16 protein-coding genes are annotated in these 18,225 nt (G+C 42.7%); 7 read left to right on the forward strand and 9 right to left on the reverse strand.

Annotated features, from left to right (window positions below; all coding sequences use genetic code 11):
* Window positions 1–107 precede the first annotated feature (107 nt).
* Entirely contained in the window at window positions 108–1,130 is a 1,023-nt protein-coding gene (locus P2W76_RS13680) for a Gfo/Idh/MocA family oxidoreductase (RefSeq protein WP_276348401.1), read from the forward strand.
* On the opposite strand, the gene P2W76_RS13685 is transcribed toward P2W76_RS13680, so the two are convergent.
* Window positions 1,127–1,933 (reverse strand): class I SAM-dependent methyltransferase, encoded by an 807-nt coding sequence (locus P2W76_RS13685; protein WP_276348402.1) that lies wholly within the window; start codon window positions 1,931–1,933, stop codon window positions 1,127–1,129. The two genes, P2W76_RS13680 and P2W76_RS13685, sit on opposite strands and share 4 nt — an antisense overlap.
* A 15-nt stretch (window positions 1,934–1,948) precedes the next feature.
* Here P2W76_RS13685 and P2W76_RS13690 point away from each other — a divergent pair, with 15 nt between their 5' ends.
* The 3 genes from P2W76_RS13690 to P2W76_RS13700 all read left to right on the forward strand — a co-directional run bounded on the left by P2W76_RS13690 (window position 1,949) and on the right by P2W76_RS13700 (window position 5,748).
* Complete coding sequence (locus P2W76_RS13690; RefSeq protein WP_276348403.1) at window positions 1,949–2,299, forward strand: hypothetical protein; 351 nt, start codon at window positions 1,949–1,951, stop codon at window positions 2,297–2,299.
* Between the two features lie 78 nt (window positions 2,300–2,377).
* Entirely contained in the window at window positions 2,378–4,678 is a 2,301-nt protein-coding gene (locus P2W76_RS13695) for a TonB-dependent receptor (RefSeq protein WP_276348404.1), read from the forward strand.
* Window positions 4,679–4,764: 86 nt separating this feature from the next.
* Entirely contained in the window at window positions 4,765–5,748 is a 984-nt protein-coding gene (locus P2W76_RS13700) for an alpha/beta hydrolase (protein WP_276348405.1), read from the forward strand.
* Here P2W76_RS13700 and hisS read toward each other — a convergent pair.
* Genes hisS through fumC form a run of 5 tightly spaced genes read right to left on the reverse strand, consistent with a single transcriptional unit; the run spans window position 5,738 to window position 10,377 of the window.
* Window positions 5,738–7,126 (reverse strand): histidine--tRNA ligase, encoded by a 1,389-nt coding sequence (gene hisS / locus P2W76_RS13705; protein WP_276348406.1) that lies wholly within the window; start codon window positions 7,124–7,126, stop codon window positions 5,738–5,740. The genes P2W76_RS13700 and hisS overlap by 11 nt on opposite strands.
* Before the next feature lie 18 nt (window positions 7,127–7,144).
* Window positions 7,145–7,588 (reverse strand): low molecular weight protein-tyrosine-phosphatase, encoded by a 444-nt coding sequence (locus tag P2W76_RS13710; protein WP_276348407.1) that lies wholly within the window; start codon window positions 7,586–7,588, stop codon window positions 7,145–7,147.
* Between the two features lie 4 nt (window positions 7,589–7,592).
* Complete coding sequence (locus P2W76_RS13715) at window positions 7,593–8,387, reverse strand: S1/P1 nuclease (protein ID WP_276348408.1); 795 nt, start codon at window positions 8,385–8,387, stop codon at window positions 7,593–7,595.
* A gap of 58 nt (window positions 8,388–8,445) precedes the next feature.
* Entirely contained in the window at window positions 8,446–8,964 is a 519-nt protein-coding gene (locus tag P2W76_RS13720; protein ID WP_276348409.1) for a fumarate hydratase, read from the reverse strand.
* A 15-nt stretch (window positions 8,965–8,979) separates the two neighbouring features.
* Window positions 8,980–10,377 carry a class II fumarate hydratase gene (gene fumC / locus P2W76_RS13725; RefSeq protein ID WP_276348410.1) on the reverse strand — a complete coding sequence of 466 codons (1,398 nt, stop codon included), beginning with the start codon at window positions 10,375–10,377 and terminating at the stop codon, window positions 8,980–8,982.
* Between the two features lie 188 nt (window positions 10,378–10,565).
* On the opposite strand from fumC, the gene P2W76_RS13730 reads away from it, so the two are divergent.
* The 3 genes from P2W76_RS13730 (at window position 10,566) to P2W76_RS13740 (ending at window position 12,599) form a co-directional block, all read left to right on the forward strand.
* Complete coding sequence (locus tag P2W76_RS13730) at window positions 10,566–11,780, forward strand: serine hydrolase domain-containing protein (RefSeq protein ID WP_276348411.1); 1,215 nt, start codon at window positions 10,566–10,568, stop codon at window positions 11,778–11,780.
* 114 nt (window positions 11,781–11,894) lie between these two features.
* Window positions 11,895–12,278, forward strand: a complete 384-nt coding sequence (locus P2W76_RS13735; RefSeq protein WP_276348412.1) for a response regulator — start codon at window positions 11,895–11,897, stop codon at window positions 12,276–12,278.
* A gap of 12 nt (window positions 12,279–12,290) precedes the next feature.
* On the forward strand, window positions 12,291–12,599 hold the full coding sequence (locus tag P2W76_RS13740; protein ID WP_276348413.1) for a YbaB/EbfC family nucleoid-associated protein: 309 nt from the start codon (window positions 12,291–12,293) through the stop codon (window positions 12,597–12,599).
* Here P2W76_RS13740 and P2W76_RS13745 read toward each other — a convergent pair whose 3' ends face one another.
* From P2W76_RS13745 to polA, 3 genes are all read right to left on the reverse strand, one after another.
* A complete protein-coding gene (locus P2W76_RS13745; protein WP_276348414.1) occupies window positions 12,600–13,865 on the reverse strand; it encodes a glucose-1-phosphate adenylyltransferase in 1,266 nt (421 codons plus the stop codon).
* Window positions 13,855–15,285, reverse strand: coding sequence for a glycogen/starch synthase (locus P2W76_RS13750; RefSeq protein WP_276348415.1), 1,431 nt, complete (start codon window positions 15,283–15,285; stop codon window positions 13,855–13,857). The genes P2W76_RS13745 and P2W76_RS13750 overlap by 11 nt, the downstream gene beginning before the upstream one ends.
* Before the next feature lie 82 nt (window positions 15,286–15,367).
* A complete protein-coding gene (gene polA, locus P2W76_RS13755; protein WP_276348416.1) occupies window positions 15,368–18,175 on the reverse strand; it encodes a DNA polymerase I in 2,808 nt (935 codons plus the stop codon).
* Between the last annotated feature and the right edge of the window lie 50 nt (window positions 18,176–18,225).

Here is an 18,225-nt window from a genome sequence, read left to right on the forward strand (position 1 = left end):
AATGATGATTTTAATTATGTCGGGTTCATGACTGTAAAAGTCTGTAAAAAATAGATATATGACGCTATGCCAGAACAGAAATCTATGTGCAATCAGTATATTTGCTTATGCAAAAACCAATTGTCACAGCTTTATTGGCTTATGGAATGTCTGGGAAATTATTCCACGCCCCGTTCATTAATTTTCATCAGGGTTTTAATTTTAAAGGAGTTTTTGAACACAACAATAAGCGCGTTCAGGCTGATTATTCCGGTGTCAAGAGCTATGACACCTTACAGGAGGTCCTTGATGATAAAGATATAGAGCTCGTGATTGTTAATACTCCAAGCAACCTGCATGTAGATCATACAAGACGGGCTCTGCTTGCAGGAAAACACGTGCTGGTGGAGAAACCATTTGCACCCACCGTGGAAGAAGCGAAAGACTTATTTGAGCTGGGCCGGAAAGTGAACCGTAAGATCATGGTCTATCAGAACCGGCGGTTTTCCAGCGATTTTGAAGTAACGAAAGATATTATTAACAGCGGGAAACTGGGTGAAATCATTGAGATGCATTTGCGTTACGATCGTTATAGAGCTGAAATAGGCCCTAAAGCTTTTAAGGAGAATCCTTTTCCGGCCAGCGGCGTAGTTTATGACCTTGCAGCTCACCTATTGGATCAGGTGATCTGTCTGCTGGGAAGACCTGACAGTTATCGCAAGGTCACTGGTATTTATCGCGACCATTCAAAGGTGGATGATTATGGGCATATTTACCTGTCTTATCCGGGCAAAAAGAACGTTTTTATTACAACAAGCCTGCTGGTTGCCGACCCTTTGCCAGGTATTATTATTCATGGCTCTAAAGGGTCTTTTATCAAATCATTTTGCGATTCCCAGGAAGATCAGCTGATTGCCGGAATGAAACCCGGAGATTCAGACTTTGGCAAAGAAGATGATGGAAAAGAAGGCCGGCTCACCATCGTAAATTCTAATGGTGAGAAAAGAACCGAATTGATTGCTTCTGTTAGGGGGAAATATATAGACTTGTTCGAAGCTGTTTATCAGAATATCAGAAACGATGTTGATTTTCCTGTGAAAGAAGAAGAAGTTCTTATACAGCTTGAAATACTGGAAAGTAAGGCAGATTAAGTATTCACTTTTCCGATGCGGGTGTACACGGGAAAAGATACCTTACAGATCTTTTCAGTTCCCCACGCTGTTCTGAATTCTGCTTCCAACTGACCGACAGGGTTGATATTTTTTTTGCCGATAAAATGCTGGACTGCCGACCAACTATTCAGGTAACCGAGAAGGTTTTCCAAGGTCCATGAAGTTTCAATTCGAAATTCAGGAAGAAGGATCTCTTCAAAAGGAAAGGGAATTGTCTGATAATTCTCTTCTATAAATTTTCTTTCAGGATCCCAATATTGACTTCCGAGTATATCACTGTACAAATTCTGTATCACTTTATCTATTGGTGTATTCAGTTCGGGGAGCTTATAGGCCCACACGGCTATAATGCTTTCTGACTTGCCTACACGCCTTGCCTCTTTATAGAACTCTTCGAAATTAAACCAATGTATTGCCTGCGCTACTGTTATAAGATCAACAGAGGAGGTTTTGATATCGGTGTTCTCGGCTGGCATTAGCCGGTAATTTATATTAGGCTTTTGTCTGGCATGTTGTATTTGCCCCGAGCTGATATCTGTTGCAATTACTTCGTCAAAGTGAGCTGAAAGCACACTGGCGACCTGCCCGTTACCGCAGCCACAATCCCAGGCCGTGTTTTTTTCTTTAACCAGATCTAACAGACGATCATATAACCCTTGCGGATAAACAGGGCGAAATTGAGCATAGGAGGAAGCTTGTGCAGAGAAATTATCTTTCAAAACAGATACTAGATTGTTACAATGCCAAAAATAGGGAATTAGGTTATCATTTACCTTTTGCATATTTTTGAGCTGGTTATGAAAAGAATAAAGAAGTCATTAGGTGTTGCGCTCTCGGCAGTTTTGCTGCTGAGCTTCTCCGTGACGTTTATTCCTTTAGATTTTCTTCATAACCATCAAACCAGTCAAACCCAGGTTTCCTGCTCTAAGGATAAAGCGCATTCTAGCTGCAATCATAAATTACACGTCACCAAGAAAGCTGATTTTTGCTGGGCTTGCGCTGTCCATTTCGATAAGACATTTACAAAAATAAGCTTCGTTGAGAAGCTAAAACTTTCTCCGGGATTATCCGTGCTCGTTAATAATGATACAGCAGGATATATCATCGAACTTCTTTTTACAGTCTTACGGGGCCCCCCAACAGAATAATTCTATTTCTTCTACTTAATAATAATGCTATCCGTTTCGGGTAAGCACTTCTATTACATTATTTTTTATCTCATAGAAATGAAATCTATTATTCTTTATATATTCCTGTTCCTTCCGGCGTCAAACCTTTTTGCTGAAGTAATTTCACTCGATGGACACGTTATTGATGCCCAGACTAAAGAAACTTTACCTGGCGCCGTTATAACAATACCAGACCTTAAAATTTCAGCGGTCTCTGATGATTCAGGACAATTCACTTTTACAAATATCCCTCAAAAAGGACGTTTCCTTATTGAGGTGCGATATATAGGTTATAAAACAATGATTCAAACCGTCGACCTGTCGGCAGCTTCAGGTCTTGAGTTTGCGTTATCACCCAGCACTATTGAAACAAAGGAAGTTGTGATTACCGGAACAGCTTTTAGTACTGATAATCGTAAAAACAGTACCGCTGTATCGTCCGTCACTAAGGATCAGCTAATAAATCGCCCCTCTGGTAATCTTGTAGATGCAATTGCCAAAGTTCCCGGAGTTTCCCAGGTTACCACGGGAGGCGGAATATCAAAACCCGTTATTCGCGGCCTTAGTTATAACAGGGTGGTAACGCTTGTAGATGGAGCAAAACAGGAAGGACAGCAATGGGGTGATGAGCATGGACTTGAAGTAGATCAATATAGCGCAGAACGTGTAGAAGTTCTGCGTGGTGCAGCAAGTCTGTTATATGGCTCTGACGCCCTGGGGGGGGTAATTAACGTTTTGGAACCATTACCATCGCCGGAGGGCAAAATACAGGGAGAGTTACTCACCAGCTATCAGTCAAACAACGGTCTCAGTGGAAGCTCCGCAATGATCCAGGGTAATACTGATGGGTTTGTATGGCGTGCAAGGGGATCTTATAAAAATGCGTTCAGTTATAACGCACCTGGTGGCCGTATTGCAAATACAGGGTATAACGAGACCAGTCTTAGCGGACAAGTAGGATTCAATAAGAAATGGGGATATGCTCATCTAAATGCTTCCAGTTTTAGAAACAATATTGGCCTTCCCGATTTTAGCAGAAATCCGGACGGGCAGTTTGAGGATGAGAATGGAAATGTTCTTTCAAATGATGATCTTAAAAGCCGTGACCTATTCCTTCCTTTTCAGGATATACGCCATTACAAACTGGCGATGAACAGTCATATTTTATTCAGCACAGGAAGGTTACGTACAACGCTTGCCTTCCAGAACAATCAGCGGCGGGAGCTTGAAGATAGCAGAACCAATCCATCATTGTTATTTGATCTTAAAACCTATAGCTCGGATTTTAAATATTATTTCAACGAAAAAAGGGGATGGGAACCAGTGATTGGCTTGTCGGGTTCTCTGCAAAATAATAAGAATAAGGCTGAAGAGCTGCTTATTCCGGATTATGATTCCCGTGAGCTAGGCTTATTTGTTTATGCTAAAAAATCATGGGAAAGTACCACGTTCAATTTTGGAGCAAGATTTGACTACCGGAATATTGACGGCTTTGCGATGGAGGAAGATGGTGCGCCCAAATTCAATAATTTCAGCAACAGCTTTTCAAATGTAAGCGGCGCCTTAGGTTTTACTAAGGAGTTTAATGAACACTTCAACTTTAAGGCTAACCTGGGTTCGGCATTTCGTTCACCCAATATTGCTGAGCTGAGCTCCGATGGCGTTCATGAAGGAACGTTCCGATACGAGATTGGTAACAACGACCTGAAACCCGAAAATAGTTATTATGGTGACCTTGCCTTTGAATTCAACAACAATACTGTAAGTGCGAGTATCGGGGCGTTTAACAATTACATTGACAATTATATCTTTAGCAGTCAGCTAAATAATGAAACGATTCTTGTTGATTCGGAGACATTACCAGTATACCGCTTTATCCAGGAGAACGCTAATTTATCTGGTATTGAAGCAAGCCTGACGCTGCATCCGGCAGAGCTTATTCATATTGAGAACAGTTTCTCGTATACACGCGGAGTAAACCGGGCAACAAAAAATCCTTTACCCTTTATTCCGGCTGGGGTATTGCGAAATGAATTGCGACTAGAACCGGAGATAAAAGGGTTAAAAAGCACCTATTTCTCGCTTGCACTAGATAATTTTTTCAAACAAAACAGGATTGATCTTTTTGAAACCAAAAGCGCGGGTTACAGTCTGGTAAATTTAGGCCTTGGTACAACATTTATCATGGGTAAGCAGCCGATCAGGATGAACATCTCAGCTAATAACCTGTTCGATAAGGCATATTATGATCATTTAAGCAGGTTTAAGCCAGGCAGGCTCGATGAGACGGATCCTTTAACAGGATATTATAATCAAGGCAGGAACATCTCTGTTGGGTTATATCTTCCATTCAAATAGAATACATTCCCCAAAACAGTACTGCGACAACTTTTGCGTTCTTTAAACTTATCTTTGCATAGCCAGTTGAATTAAAAAGCAATGCTATGCAAAGATTAGTTTTATTTCTGCTCCTCGCCTGTTCCCTCGTAAGTTATAGTCAAAAAAAACAGGCACTTTCTATCACCCTTGAAAATGTCGATTATGCCTATCCCGTTAAATTCTTACCATTGTCAGTGGAGGGACAGGATCTGCGAATGGCGTATATGGATGTTCAGCCGCTTCAACCAAATGGTTCGACAGTGATGCTTTTTCACGGTAAGAACTTTGCCGGCTACTATTGGACAAATGTAATTAAGGGGCTTTCTGAAGAGGGGTATCGTGTTATTGTTCCCGACCAGATAGGGTTCGGAAAGTCTTCGAAGGCGATTATTAATTATAGCTTTCATACACTGGCCGGCTTTAACAAGCAACTCCTTGACAGCCTCGGTATTAAACAGACTGTATTAATGGGGCATTCCATGGGCGGTATGCTTGCTTCACGTTTCGCTTTGCTCTTTCCTGAAAACACTTCACAATTGATTCTTACAAATCCTATCGGCCTGGAAGATTATAAAACATTTGTACCCTACGCAAGTACAGAGAATCTGTACCGGATTGAACTTAAGACAACACCTGAAAGTGTTAAAAGATACTATCAAAGCTCATATTTTGTGAAATGGAAGCCGGAATACGATGAGCTTGTTCGCGTTGCGTCAGGTATTACCGGAAGCTCTGACTTCCCGCGTGCCGCTAAGGTAGCTGCGCTAACTTCCCAAATGATCTATGAACAGCCTGTAGTATATGAATTTCCTCAATTGAAAGTCCCGGTTCTCCTGCTTATCGGAACCCAGGACAAAACAATAGTAGGTAAGGGCCGCTTAGGCGATGACGATCAGAAAAAATATGGTCAGTATACTGTGTTGGGTAAGCAAACTGCCGCCAAAATTCCTGGCTCCAAACTGATTGAGTTTAACAATTCCGGTCATATCCCGCATCTGGAGATCCCGGAAGAATTTATGAAAGCATTAATGGCTAATATCAGGAAGTGAGATCGGAGATGATCTGATCGATTGACCGCCTGCACTGATCGCCACTTTTCATATTCTTCAGGGTGAGTACATTGCTTTCCATCTCGTCGCTTCCAATAAGGATCACATAAGGTATCTTCTTGTCATCGGCATAATTTAGCTGTTTTTTAAGCTTGGCCGATGAAGGATATAACTCAGAATTTATTCCGGCCATCCTCAATTTCTGAAGCAATGGAAGTGCATATTTTTCCGCATTTTGGTCAAAATTACTGATCATAACCCGGGTGCTTTCGGATGAAGTTTCCGGAAAAAGGTTCAGCTCTTCAAGAACGTCATAGATGCGGTCGGCGCCAAAAGAAATACCGACGCCTGTTAAGCCTTTCAGGCCGAACATTCCGGTGAGGTCATCATAGCGGCCACCGCCTCCTATACTTCCCATCGCTACTTCGTTAGTTTTTACTTCAAATATCGCTCCCGTATAATAGTTAAGGCCGCGGGCCAGGGTAATATCTAGTTCAAGGTTCAAGGCTGCTGGGCCTGCGTTCTGAGGCCTTAGCAATGAGAGATATGTAAATATCGTTTCGATCTCTTCGATGCCTTTCAGTCCGGTAGAAGAATCTTTTAAAACCTGCTTCAAGTCCCCGATCTTAGCCTCGTTAAGGCCCTCAAGCAGAATTACCGGCTTAAGTTTTTCTATATCTGCGGAGGTGAAGCCTCGTTCAATTAACTCCTTCGTTACACCTTCAAAACCAATCTTATCCAGCTTATCTATTGCAACGGTCATATCGACGATAAGTTCCGCTTTTCCAATTATTTCAGCGATTCCCGACAGGATCTTGCGATTATTGATCTTGACAGTAAAATCTTTTAGTCCAAGTTCGGTCAAAGCTTCGTGGTAAATAAGAACAAACTCAGCCTCGTTTAGAAGACTGTCTGATCCGACCACATCTGCATCACACTGATAAAATTCGCGGTATCTGCCTCGTTGAGGGCGGTCTGCCCGCCATACCGGCTGGATCTGGAAGCGTTTAAAGGGAAGCGAGATATCGTTTTGGTGCATGACAACGTACCTTGCAAAAGGTACGGTCAGATCGTAACGAAGCGCTTTCTCGCTGATAACCGGCACCAGACCTTGAGAAGTATACGCTGAGAGTTTTTCGGCAGGAACCTTAGACAGAAAATCCCCGGAATTCAAAACTTTGAAGATCAGCTTATCACCTTCATCGCCATACTTTCCTGTCAGAGTTTCCAGATTTTCCATTGTAGGAGTCTGGATCTCCTGGTAACCATATTTCCTGAAAACAGAGCTTATTGTGTTAAAAATATAATTTCTCCTTACCATTTCTAACGCAGAGAAATCTCGGGTTCCTTTTGGGATGGACGGTTTTATGATTGCCATAGGAATAAAGGTACAGGTTTAAGCCGGAGTGTTCATTTCAGCGATGATCTCCCGGCAACGCCTTTCGACCATTTTATATACAGGATCAAACAGGTTATCATCATAATACGGATCAGGTACTATCTCATTTTTTAAAAAGAGGCTTACTTTACCGTGATCCTCATCGTGCCTGGCCAAAGCTTTCACGTCGCTGAGGTTGCTATAATCCATTACAAAAATATGATCATAATTGTCGAAATCGCCTATTTCAAATTGCCTGCAGCTCTGCTGGGAGATATCAACACCATAATTCTTCGCTACTGCAATAGAACGGTGGTCGGGCTTTTCACCAATATGCCAGTGGCCTGTCCCCGCGGAGTCGATTTCCCATTCAAGGCCATTTTCCTTTGCAAGATGTTCAAGGACACCGTGAGCTAGCGGTGAACGGCAGATATTACCCAGACAAACCATCAGTATCTTCATCACCTTACTTAAAAATGTCGTTAAGCAAGGCGGCCAGGTGTATTCCCCCCTTAAGCAGCTGTTGGTCGGCGACTCCTATATAGTCATAGATGTACCTGTAACTTAATTTGTCGCCAGTTTTTACATTAGCGTAGATCTTCTCGCTGATTTTATAAGAATCTTCTACCCACAGATTAATGTCCTCATTTTGGAGTTGAAAAAGTCGCGGCTTATCAATGAAGTTTATTGATCTGGCATATTCGGTATAACTAAGCTCTTGCGAATCAATCAGGTCGCTGTCCCAGATACGGTGAAGATTTGACGGCTGCCCGAACCAGGTAACCTGCACTTTATTCCCGCCGAGATCTTCAAATCTGCCGGTATGCATAGGTTGGTGCAGATCACCCACCAGGTGAATTAAAAGACGCAGATACATTATTTTTTTGTTCTTGTCCAATGATCTGTCTTTCAGTTCCGAACTTAGAAACCGGATTTTCGTATAGGCGTCGGTTACGGTGTCGGTAAGCAGGTAGCTTTGCAATCGATCACTGGTCAAACCAGCCGGCAGATTAATATAATGCCAGTTGCTGAGATAATTATATGCAGGTTCCGACTTAATAAAGTCCGCCCAATTACTTGCCATTGCCAGGGATTCATTACCCAGGATATTTTTTATTTCACGCTGGGTCCTTTTTTTGAGGTAATCCTGCGCAATTTCGCCAACAACCCGGTGACCCAGTAAACCCCAGGCCATGCTTTGCAGAGGCAGGTAAGCCAGCAAAGACAGTAACGCAATTTGACGGATAATCTTAATTTTCATCTTGATCTTTTAGAGAGGAAGTTATATACTGAGTTCTCCAGGTTGGTGTGCGAGTATGTTAGTTTAATGGTTTCGGAACACAACCGGTTCGTTCTTTTAAAGCCAGGTTGAGAGGTAAATGATCCTGCAACCCCTCTAAAAATAGACTGTCAGAGGTACTTTTCCTGATAACAAAAACAGGGAGATATTGGCCGCTTCGGTAGCAGCCGGAAATCTTCTGTTTAAAATCAGGCTTTGTAAACGTGGCAGTAATGACCAAAGTGTCATTTTTCGTTTCATATACACCCTTCGCATATTCGGTCCACCTGCCATTGTTAAAGCAGCTGTCGGGATAAGTACTCACCTTTGCGAATGTATTTATCGTAACATAAACAGAGTCGCAGCTGAAACGGAAATTATGCTTCGAATACTGGAGCCTTTCCTCCTGATAAGCTACATCATTTTCTTCCCATACGCCCTGTATATCTTCACGGCCGGTTCCCTGAAGATTTGGATTGAACTTGCAGGAATATACCGTCGCGAAACTCAAAGCGAGTAAACTCAAGGTTAGTACTCTTGTGAAACTTGGTCCTGACATAGTGTCCCGGATATCTTACTTCAATCCGCCAATCATATCCTCGGGGCGGACCCACTGATCAAATTGTTCATTAGTTAATAAACCCAACCCGAGTGCTGCCTCCCGTAAAGATTTATTTTCCTTAAGAGCCGTTTTAGCGATTTTGGCCGCGTTTTCATAACCAATATGGGGGTTGAGGGCGGTAACGAGCATCAAGGAGTTTTCAAGATGCTTTTTGATGCCTTCATAATTTGGCTCAATTCCCGAAACACAGTTATCAGTGAAAGACACACATGCGTCGCCAATTAGCCGTGCAGACTGAAGGAAATTTGCCGCCATAACAGGTTTAAAAACGTTAAGTTCATAATGCCCGTTAGAACCTCCAATAGTGATAGCTACGTCGTTACCCATGACCTGGGCAGCTACCATTGTTATAGCTTCATTTTGAGTAGGATTAACTTTACCTGGCATGATAGAAGATCCGGGTTCATTATCCGGGATATGGATCTCTCCAATACCCGAACGTGGACCCGAGGCAAGCATTCGAATATCATTGCCTATCTTCATTAAGGAAACCGCAATCTGTTTTAATGCCCCGTGTGTTTCCACGATAGCATCATGCGCAGCAAGCGCCTCAAATTTGTTTTCGGCAGTGCGGAAAGGCAGGCCGGTAAATTTTGCGATGTAATCGGCTACGTTCACATCATAACCTTTAGGCGTATTAATACCTGTTCCTACAGCGGTTCCACCTAAAGCGAGTTCAGATAAATGATCCAGCGTGTTTCTGAGGGCTTTAAGACCATGATTTAATTGAGAAACATAGCCCGAGAATTCCTGGCCCAGAGTCAACGGCGTGGCGTCCATTAAATGTGTACGACCGATTTTAACCACATCTTTGAAACTGTCAACCTTCTTCTGAAGAGCATCCCTGAGCTTCTCAACCCCCGGGATGGTTACTTCAGATACCATTTTATACGCAGCAATATGCATAGCGGTGGGAAATGTGTCATTAGACGACTGCGATTTATTGACATCATCATTAGGATGTATAAAAGTCTTCCCTTCGCCGAGCTTGTTTCCCTGAAGTACATGGGCGCGGTTGGCAATCACTTCATTCACATTCATATTCGATTGGGTACCTGAACCTGTTTGCCATATGACCAATGGAAACTCAGACGCCAGCTTCCCCTCGAGAATTTCGTCGCAGACCCGGGCAATAAGATCACGTTTTTCCGGGCTTAAGATATCGCTGTCGGCGTTGGTATATGCGGCAGCCTTTTTCAGATAAGCGAAAGCTTCAATAATCTCTTTCGGCATTGAAGCCTCAGGGCCAATTTTAAAATTATTTCTTGAGCGTTGAGTCTGTGCTCCCCAATATTTATCAAGGGGTACCTGAACCTCGCCCATAGTATCATGTTCTACTCTGTAAGTCATGGAAATAGGAATTTATATCTGGTGCAAATTTAGATTTTTTTAGATAGTGTTGACGTCATTTGTTCAGATTTTGCAGCTTAATCCCCGAAATGTGACCATCGAAAATGATATGTGTAAAACTCTTTACCCTGCCTGATTGTAATATTTTATAATTTTCACCTCTAAATACTTATTCGATAACCTTCCTGATGAATTTATATATACAGCAACCCTTCCTGCTTCTTTTTATTTCAGTTGTATTATTTTCCTGCTCATCATCGCCTTCAGAAAAACGAAAACAAGAACGGACGGTCTCTGATGACCAGTTGGACAGTATTGCCCTGATCTACGATCCCAAGAAATCAGATCCCCGTTATGAGGATTTTGTGATGAGGCTGCATAAGCGCTCAGGCTTCAACGGTAATGTATTGGTTGCAAAAAAGGGAAAGATCATATACCAAAAGGCGATCGGATGGGCTGATCATCTTCACCGGGATAGTCTTAAGATTAATTCAGTATTTGAATTGGCTTCCGTGAGCAAGCCCTTTACTTCGGTGGCGGTTATGATGCTGGTCGAAGACGGGAAGCTTCGCCTCGATCAGGATGTCAGGGAGTTTTATCCTGAGTTTCCCTATGAGGGGATTACGATCAGGATGCTGTTATCACATCGTTCGGGCATGATGAATTACGTGTATTTTGTTGATGACCTGTGGAAGTCGCAAAAGAAGGACGAACGGCCCGGAATCTCAAATCAGGATGTGATGGGACTTATTGCTGAACATAAACCGAAGCCTTATATGAAACCCGACAGAAAATTCCATTATAACAACTCAAATTATATGGTTCTGGCAGCTATCATAGAGAAGGTCACCGGCCAGAGGTATTCGCAATTTATGGCTGAAAACGTTTTTAGGCCGGCCGGTTTAAAAAATACTGCTGTTTTTTCAAAAGCTGAGTATGAAAAGATTCCTACAGACGTCGTCGGGCACGACCGGACCTGGCGTCGCTCTGTTGCGCAGAATTTTCTTGATGGTCCCGTAGGTGATAAGGGAATTTACAGTACCGTGCATGATCTGTTTCTTTTCGATCGTGCGATGCGAAGCGGAAGACTTTTAAAGAAATCTTCTCTCGATTCAATGTATGCACCACGTAATGAAACACAGAGAGGACATTTTAACTATGGTTATGGATGGCGTCTTTTTGAGAATGAACAACACAAAGTAGTGTATCATACCGGGTGGTGGCACGGCTTCAGGCATATTTATTTGCGTCAGCTGGATGAAGATATAGTTGTTATTTTGTTGAGCAACCTCACTAACGGCAGCTTGTTAAAGCTGGATGAAATATACAATCTGGCAGGTATGCCGGTAGTGCGGAGAAGCGCATACTCAGGAAGCGGCCAGACTGCTTCTGACGACGACTAATTATCTTTAAATAATTTTTTATTCTTTTAACGAAAGATTTAAAACTTTCCTATAAAGTTCTCCTTTATCTTGATAAAGACTTAAATTGCTAAAAGTTATAAGACAAATTAGACAATGAGCACAGCATTTATAATTGATGATGATCCTATACATCAGCGTATTGCTCAAATAATGATTGCCAAGCATGGGTTATTTGAGTGGCATACCAGTTATACCGATGCTGAACGTGCACTTGGCTTTCTGAAGGAAAATGCTAAAAATGCCGATAGTTTACCAGATGTGATACTGCTCGATTTGAATATGCCGGTAATTGACGGTTGGGACTTTTTGGAAGCATTCGCTAAATTTCAGGCTGAATTAAGCAAAAACGTTCGGGTATTCATTGTAACGTCGTCTGTTGACGAAAAAGACAAATTGCGTTCTCAGGCTTTCCCATTTGTTAAAGGGTTTATATCTAAGCCTTTATCCCCTGATATAATAAAAAGTACCTTGATATAAAATTTCTAAGCTATGTTTGATAAGTTATTTGAAGCTCAGCAAAAAGCTGAAGAAATCAAGAGGCGGCTGGATACAATTACAGTAACGTCAGAGATTGAATCCGGAAAAATCAAAGTATCATCGACCGCAAATAAACGTATAACGGCTATCTCAATTGATCCTGCTTTTCTTGCCTCTGCGGGGCCTGAAGAATTGGAAGAATTGTTGGTAACCGTAATTAACAAAACACTCGGGCAAGCCGAAAGTGTAAGTCAGGCTGAAATGCAGGCCGTTACACGTGATATGATGGGAGGTCTGGGCAACCTGTTCGGAAGCAAGTAATTAAATAACTGTTCCGTTCGGGATTACTGCCATTTTTTTAATTACAACAATACCATCTTTAATGGTGTGAGTTTTAAAATCTCCATCTTTAAGCTGGGGGCCGCCATTGATCCGAACATCATTTCCTATAAAGCAGTTTTTGTCAATAATAGCATTTTTAATGTAGCAGCGTTCACCAATGCCCATGATCGGGCAGCCGGTCTTAGCGGCCTCATCTAATTCCATTAGCGTCTGGTACCTGTCGCCGCCCATGACATAGGTATTGACAATGGTAGTGCCTGTTCCTATACGTGTTCTGATGCCAATAACAGATCGCTCTATCCGGCTGGCATTTATAATACATCCATCCGAAATAACAGTTTTTTCAAGAGTTGTACCCGATATTTTCGACGGCGGGAGCATTCTTGCACGAGAATAGATGGATCTTTTGTCAAAAAGGTTAAACTCAGGTATGTCGTCAGTCAGGCCGAGATTTGCATCAAAAAATGAGTGAATATGACCAATATCCGTCCAATAGCCCTGATATTGATAACTTACAACTTTGTGGTCTTCAAGCGACTGTGGGATGATCTCTTTTCCAAAATCTGTCCGCGTATTATTTTCAAGAAGATCAAAAAGGAGCTTTTTATTAAACATATAGATCCCCATAGAAGCCAGATAGTGCTTTCCCTTAGCCTTCATTTCGTCATCAACTTCTGATTTCCAATCAGGAAGCAGGTCAGGCTTAGGCTTCTCGATGAAAGATGTTATAAGATTATTTTCATCCGCCTTCAGAATGCCGAAATCAGGTGCATCTCTCGCTGTTACAGGAATAGTAGCAATTGATATTTCAGCGCCGCATTCCTCATGATTTTTTATCATTAGCTCAAAATCCATCTGATACAATTGATCGCCCGATAATATCAAAACGTATTCACAATCGTGCTGAACAAGGTGATAAAGACATTGACGGACCGCATCGGCAGTTCCCTGGTACCAGGTAGCATTATTAGGGGTTTGCTCCGCTGCCAGTATATCCACAAAAGCATCGCTGAAAAAACTAAAATGATAAGTGTTTTTGATATGCTTGTTCAGCGAGGCTGAGTTAAACTGGGTCAGAACGAATATTCGTTCAATACCTGAATTCAGACAGTTAGAGATGGGAATATCTACAAGCCTGTACTTTCCCGCAATCGGAACTGCAGGTTTCGAACGTGTATCGGTTAATGGATAAAGACGTGAACCTTGTCCACCTCCAAGCACAACGGAAATTACTTTAGATTGCATGAAGCTTAATTAAGCGTTTATAGAGATTAATATATTCTTTAGCCGACCTGTCCCAGGAAAAATCCAGGGCCATCATTTTTTTTCTGAAAGAAGCCATTTGATTGCTGCCGGCATAAGTTTCCAATGCTCGTCCGATAGCTTTTACCATCTCACCCGTTTCCAGTTTATCAAAGGTTATCCCATATCCTCCGGGATCACTTAAATCAATCACTGTATCACTTAATCCGCCTGTTTTGTGAACTACAGGCATGGTTCCGTATCTAACCGCATAAAGTTGGTTTAGTCCGCACGGCTCCACTCTGGAGGGCATGATAAGAAAATCAGCACCGGCATAGATGCGGTGTGAAAGCTCCTCATCATAACCAATATAAAGGCCACAGTGTTTTTTATGTTTTAAGGCTGTTTTTTGAAGTTCCGTTTCAACTTCAGCTTCTCCTGAGCCTAGTATGATAAAACTCATTTTACCTGCATAGCTTTTCAGGCACGAGTCGATAAGCTCAGGTAAGAGCTCAGCGCCTTTTTCGCCGACAAGCCTGCCAATAAATGCGACCAAAGGCTTTGTTTCATCAAGACCGAATTGCTCGCACAAGCGCTTTTTGTTCTCTTTTTTTCCTTCATCCACGGTTTCAGCTGTATAGTTTTGAAAAACCATTGGATCATTTTCTGGATTCCAGACACCCGTATCGATTCCATTGATAATGCCTGTTCCTTTTCCTTTCTCCATTTCAAATAACTTCTCCAACCCGTTAGAATTGATCGATAATTCCTCAAGGTAGGTCGGGGAAACGGTCGTAAAACTCCAGCAACATTTCACAGATGCAGCCAGAGAATTGATGCAATTATTCCAGTCGAGCAGACCTGCTTTATCAAGGTCTACAGGCGGAAGATAAGCAACTTTGTCCCAGCCCAACCAGCCCTGGTATTGTCCGTTGTGAATAGTACAGACCGTGGGAATCATAGCCAGATCCCTATATAAACCAGAATGTGACATCAGGAATGGTACTAGGCCTGTATGATGATCATGACAATGAATAATATCAGGCTTTTTTTCCGACTGGTTTATCCAGTCTAAAAACGAGACTTGATAACTTATAAATTGTTTGATCTCATCCGGATAACTGTATATTTCCTTCCGGTCCAGTAAGCCGTGAATATAGATCAGGTACAGGTCAAAACCCAGTTTCCCGGTTTTCTCTTTCAATACTTTGTACTCAAATGTTTTTCCGCCGGCTGTCGCAACCGAACTGTATATCTCATAGAATTCATTCTCCTGAACAAACTTGCGGTCGTAGTACGGCAGGACTACCGAGGCATTTATGCCCGCTGAGCGAAGGTATTTTGGAAGGGCGCCCACAACATCACCTAAGCCGCCAACTTTGGCAACAGGGTAACATTCTGCACTTAGGTGGATCACATCCATGGCATCGGGCTTTTGATCTTAAAAGTGAATTTAGTAAATGTTATTCAGCTATTCTAAACAAAAGCAATAAGGAAAATATCCCTTAATGCGCCTCAAGCCAGTTGGAACCTTCCCCAACTTCGACCAGGATGGGCACGCTGGTTTCGATGGCATTTTTCATTCTTTCCTCAATGATCTTTTTCATTTGGCTGACCTCCGGTTTAGGAACATCAAAAACGAGCTCATCATGAACCTGCATGGTCATTTTGGAAGCTAAGTTCTGGTCTTTAATATCCTGATGGATCCGGATCATCGCAATTTTTATCATATCAGCCGCAGACCCCTGGATCGGAGCATTTATTGCATTTCGCTCTGCAAAACCACGGACAGTTTGGTTGGCCGAGTTAATATCGCGAAGATAACGCCGCCTTCCCATGATCGTTTCAACATAGCCGTTTTCGCGGGCAAAATTCATGGTATCGTTCATATACTTCTTGATATTAGGATAGGTATTGAAATAATTTTCAATAATTTCGGCAGCTTCTTTTCTGGGGATGCTAAGATTCTGCGAAAGTCCGAACGCCGACTGGCCGTAAATTATTCCGAAATTCACGGCTTTAGCATTCCGGCGCTGGGTTGACGTTACATCCTCAAGGGAAATTCCATAAACCCTCGCCGCCGTAGCTGTATGGATGTCCAGTCCTCTGCTGAAAGCATCCATCATATTTTCATCCTTGCTGATCTCTGCTATCAGCCGGAGTTCGATTTGCGAATAGTCGGCAGACAGCAGCACATGATTCTCGTCCCTTGGAATAAAGGCTTTGCGCACCTCCCTTCCCCGTTCTGTCCGGATCGGGATATTCTGAAGATTAGGATTATTTGAACTTAGCCGTCCCGTTGATGCCACAGCCTGATTATATGACGTATGAATGCGGCTGGTTTTGCGGTTGATCATCTGTGGTAAAGCATCGACATACGTCGATTTAAGCTTTTGCAGCTGGCGGAAATCGAGGATATCGGCTACGATATCGCTTTTGTTAGCCAACCGGCTCAGAACGTCCTCGCCGGTTTGATACTGACCGGTTTTCGTCTTTTTTGCCTGCGGGTCAAGCTGCAGCTTATCAAAAAGCACTTCGCCCAGCTGCTTTGGCGAAGCAATATTAAATTTGACCCCCGCTTTTTCATAGATATTTGTTTCAAGCTGTTTTAAATCGGTTCTTAGAACTTCCGAGAACTCGGCAAGAGCTTGCTGGTCAATTTTGACGCCCTCTCGCTCTATATCTGCCAATACATAGATCAGCGGGTTTTCTATTTCACGTGCCAGCTTAAGGGCATTCACCCCTTCAAGTATAGGTTCAAAAACGTCCCGTAACTGTAATGTGATATCTGCGTCTTCCGCAGCATATTCCGTTATTTTCTCGATTTCCGCATCGCGCATATTTCCCTGATTTTTTCCTTTTGGTCCAATCAGGGATGTAATACTTACAGGGCTGTAGTTTAAATAATTTTCCGCTAACAGATCCATATTATGCCGCGAATCCGGATCGATAAGATAATGGGCAAGCATGGTATCAAATAGCTCGCCACGTACAGTTATACCGTACCAGTTAAGAACGAGTATATCATATTTTAGATTCTGCCCTATCTTGCCAATGTTGGGATTCTCAAAAACAGATTTAAAATCGTTCACGCAGGCCTGGCATTCAGCTTGATCTGCCGAAAGTGGTACATACCAGGCTTCACCAGGTTTGATGCTGAATGACAAACCGACGAGCTCACAATCGTTGGCATCAAGACAGGTTGTCTCAGTGTCGAAACAAAAGCGATCTTGTTTCGAAAGTATTTCTGCCAGCTCCTTCCTCGTTTCAGGGCTGTCTGCCAGCATATAGTTATGTTCTGTGTTCGAGATGTTTTTAGCCGCCGGCCCCTTTTCGGAAAAAGGGTCTGTGGGTTTTTGAACTGCTTCAGCCGGTGCATTGCTCGCGAACATGTCCATTTGTCCATTTGCGGGGCCTGTAGCCTTACTTTCACTTACGTTGAAGTCATCGCCAAAAACACGCTTCCCCAGCGTCCGGAATTCAAGTTCTGCAAAAAGGGGTTCGAGCACATCCCGGTTTGGTTCATCAATACGTAATGCATCTACATCTAATTCTACCGGGGCGTTAAGCATTATAGTAGCCAGCTTTTTAGACACCAGGCCCTGCTCAGCAAAGTTTTCGACATTTTCACGAAGCTTTCCCTTCAGTTCATGGCTGTTGGCTATAATGTTTTCAACTGAACCATACTGTTTTATCAGTTGTTTGGCTGTTTTCTCCCCTACGCCGGGTATTCCCGGAATGTTATCCACTGCATCGCCCCATAGTCCGAGAATATCAATAACCTGCTCAACGTGGTCGATCTCCCATTTCTCAAGGATTTCCTTCACTCCCAGTATCTCCATGCCGTTGCCCATGCGTGCAGGCTTATAGATAAAAATATTGTCTGAAACCAGCTGGCCAAAATCCTTATCCGGGGTCATACAGAAAACCGTAAATCCTTCTTTTTCTGCCTTTTTCGCCAGGGTTCCAATGATGTCGTCAGCTTCATAACCATCTGAAAAAACACAGGGAATATTAAATCCCTCAATTAACCGAACGATATAGGGAATGGCTATGGACAGGTCTTCGGGCATTGCCTGCCGGTGAGCTTTGTAGTCGGTGAAGTCGGTATGTCGTTCTGTGGGCGCGTCGGTATCAAAAACAACAGCCATATGCGTTGGCTGCTCTTTTTTTAATACTTCGAGCAGTGTATTCGTAAATCCCATAATGGCCGAAGTATTTAAGCCGCCTGAAGTGAACCGGGGACTTTTACTGAGGGCAAAATGAGCCCTGTAAATGAGTGCGAAGGCGTCGAGGAGAAATAGTTTCTTCATGGAATGGTATTTTGCGTTGAGCCTACTCTAAAAACGGAAGAGCAATTTAG

Origin of the sequence: Daejeonella sp. JGW-45 (assembly GCF_029360805.1) — a bacterium.
Classification (GTDB): domain Bacteria; phylum Bacteroidota; class Bacteroidia; order Sphingobacteriales; family Sphingobacteriaceae; genus Daejeonella.

Coding starts and splice junctions, on each gene's coding strand:
- P2W76_RS13685 (WP_276348402.1), bottom strand. CDS start 1,933: ATGCAAAAGGTAAATGATAACCTAATTCCCTATTTTTGGCATTGTAAC.
- P2W76_RS13735 (WP_276348412.1), top strand. CDS start 11,895: ATGAGCACAGCATTTATAATTGATGATGATCCTATACATCAGCGTATT.
- P2W76_RS13740 (WP_276348413.1), top strand. CDS start 12,291: ATGTTTGATAAGTTATTTGAAGCTCAGCAAAAAGCTGAAGAAATCAAG.
- hisS (WP_276348406.1), bottom strand. CDS start 7,126: ATGGCAATCATAAAACCGTCCATCCCAAAAGGAACCCGAGATTTCTCT.
- P2W76_RS13690 (WP_276348403.1), top strand. CDS start 1,949: ATGAAAAGAATAAAGAAGTCATTAGGTGTTGCGCTCTCGGCAGTTTTG.
- polA (WP_276348416.1), bottom strand. CDS start 18,175: ATGAAGAAACTATTTCTCCTCGACGCCTTCGCACTCATTTACAGGGCT.
- fumC (WP_276348410.1), bottom strand. CDS start 10,377: ATGACTTACAGAGTAGAACATGATACTATGGGCGAGGTTCAGGTACCC.
- P2W76_RS13700 (WP_276348405.1), top strand. CDS start 4,765: ATGCAAAGATTAGTTTTATTTCTGCTCCTCGCCTGTTCCCTCGTAAGT.
- P2W76_RS13710 (WP_276348407.1), bottom strand. CDS start 7,588: ATGAAGATACTGATGGTTTGTCTGGGTAATATCTGCCGTTCACCGCTA.
- P2W76_RS13730 (WP_276348411.1), top strand. CDS start 10,566: ATGAATTTATATATACAGCAACCCTTCCTGCTTCTTTTTATTTCAGTT.
- P2W76_RS13720 (WP_276348409.1), bottom strand. CDS start 8,964: ATGTCAGGACCAAGTTTCACAAGAGTACTAACCTTGAGTTTACTCGCT.
- P2W76_RS13745 (WP_276348414.1), bottom strand. CDS start 13,865: ATGCAATCTAAAGTAATTTCCGTTGTGCTTGGAGGTGGACAAGGTTCA.
- P2W76_RS13680 (WP_276348401.1), top strand. CDS start 108: ATGCAAAAACCAATTGTCACAGCTTTATTGGCTTATGGAATGTCTGGG.
- P2W76_RS13750 (WP_276348415.1), bottom strand. CDS start 15,285: ATGGATGTGATCCACCTAAGTGCAGAATGTTACCCTGTTGCCAAAGTT.
- P2W76_RS13715 (WP_276348408.1), bottom strand. CDS start 8,387: ATGAAAATTAAGATTATCCGTCAAATTGCGTTACTGTCTTTGCTGGCT.
- P2W76_RS13695 (WP_276348404.1), top strand. CDS start 2,378: ATGAAATCTATTATTCTTTATATATTCCTGTTCCTTCCGGCGTCAAAC.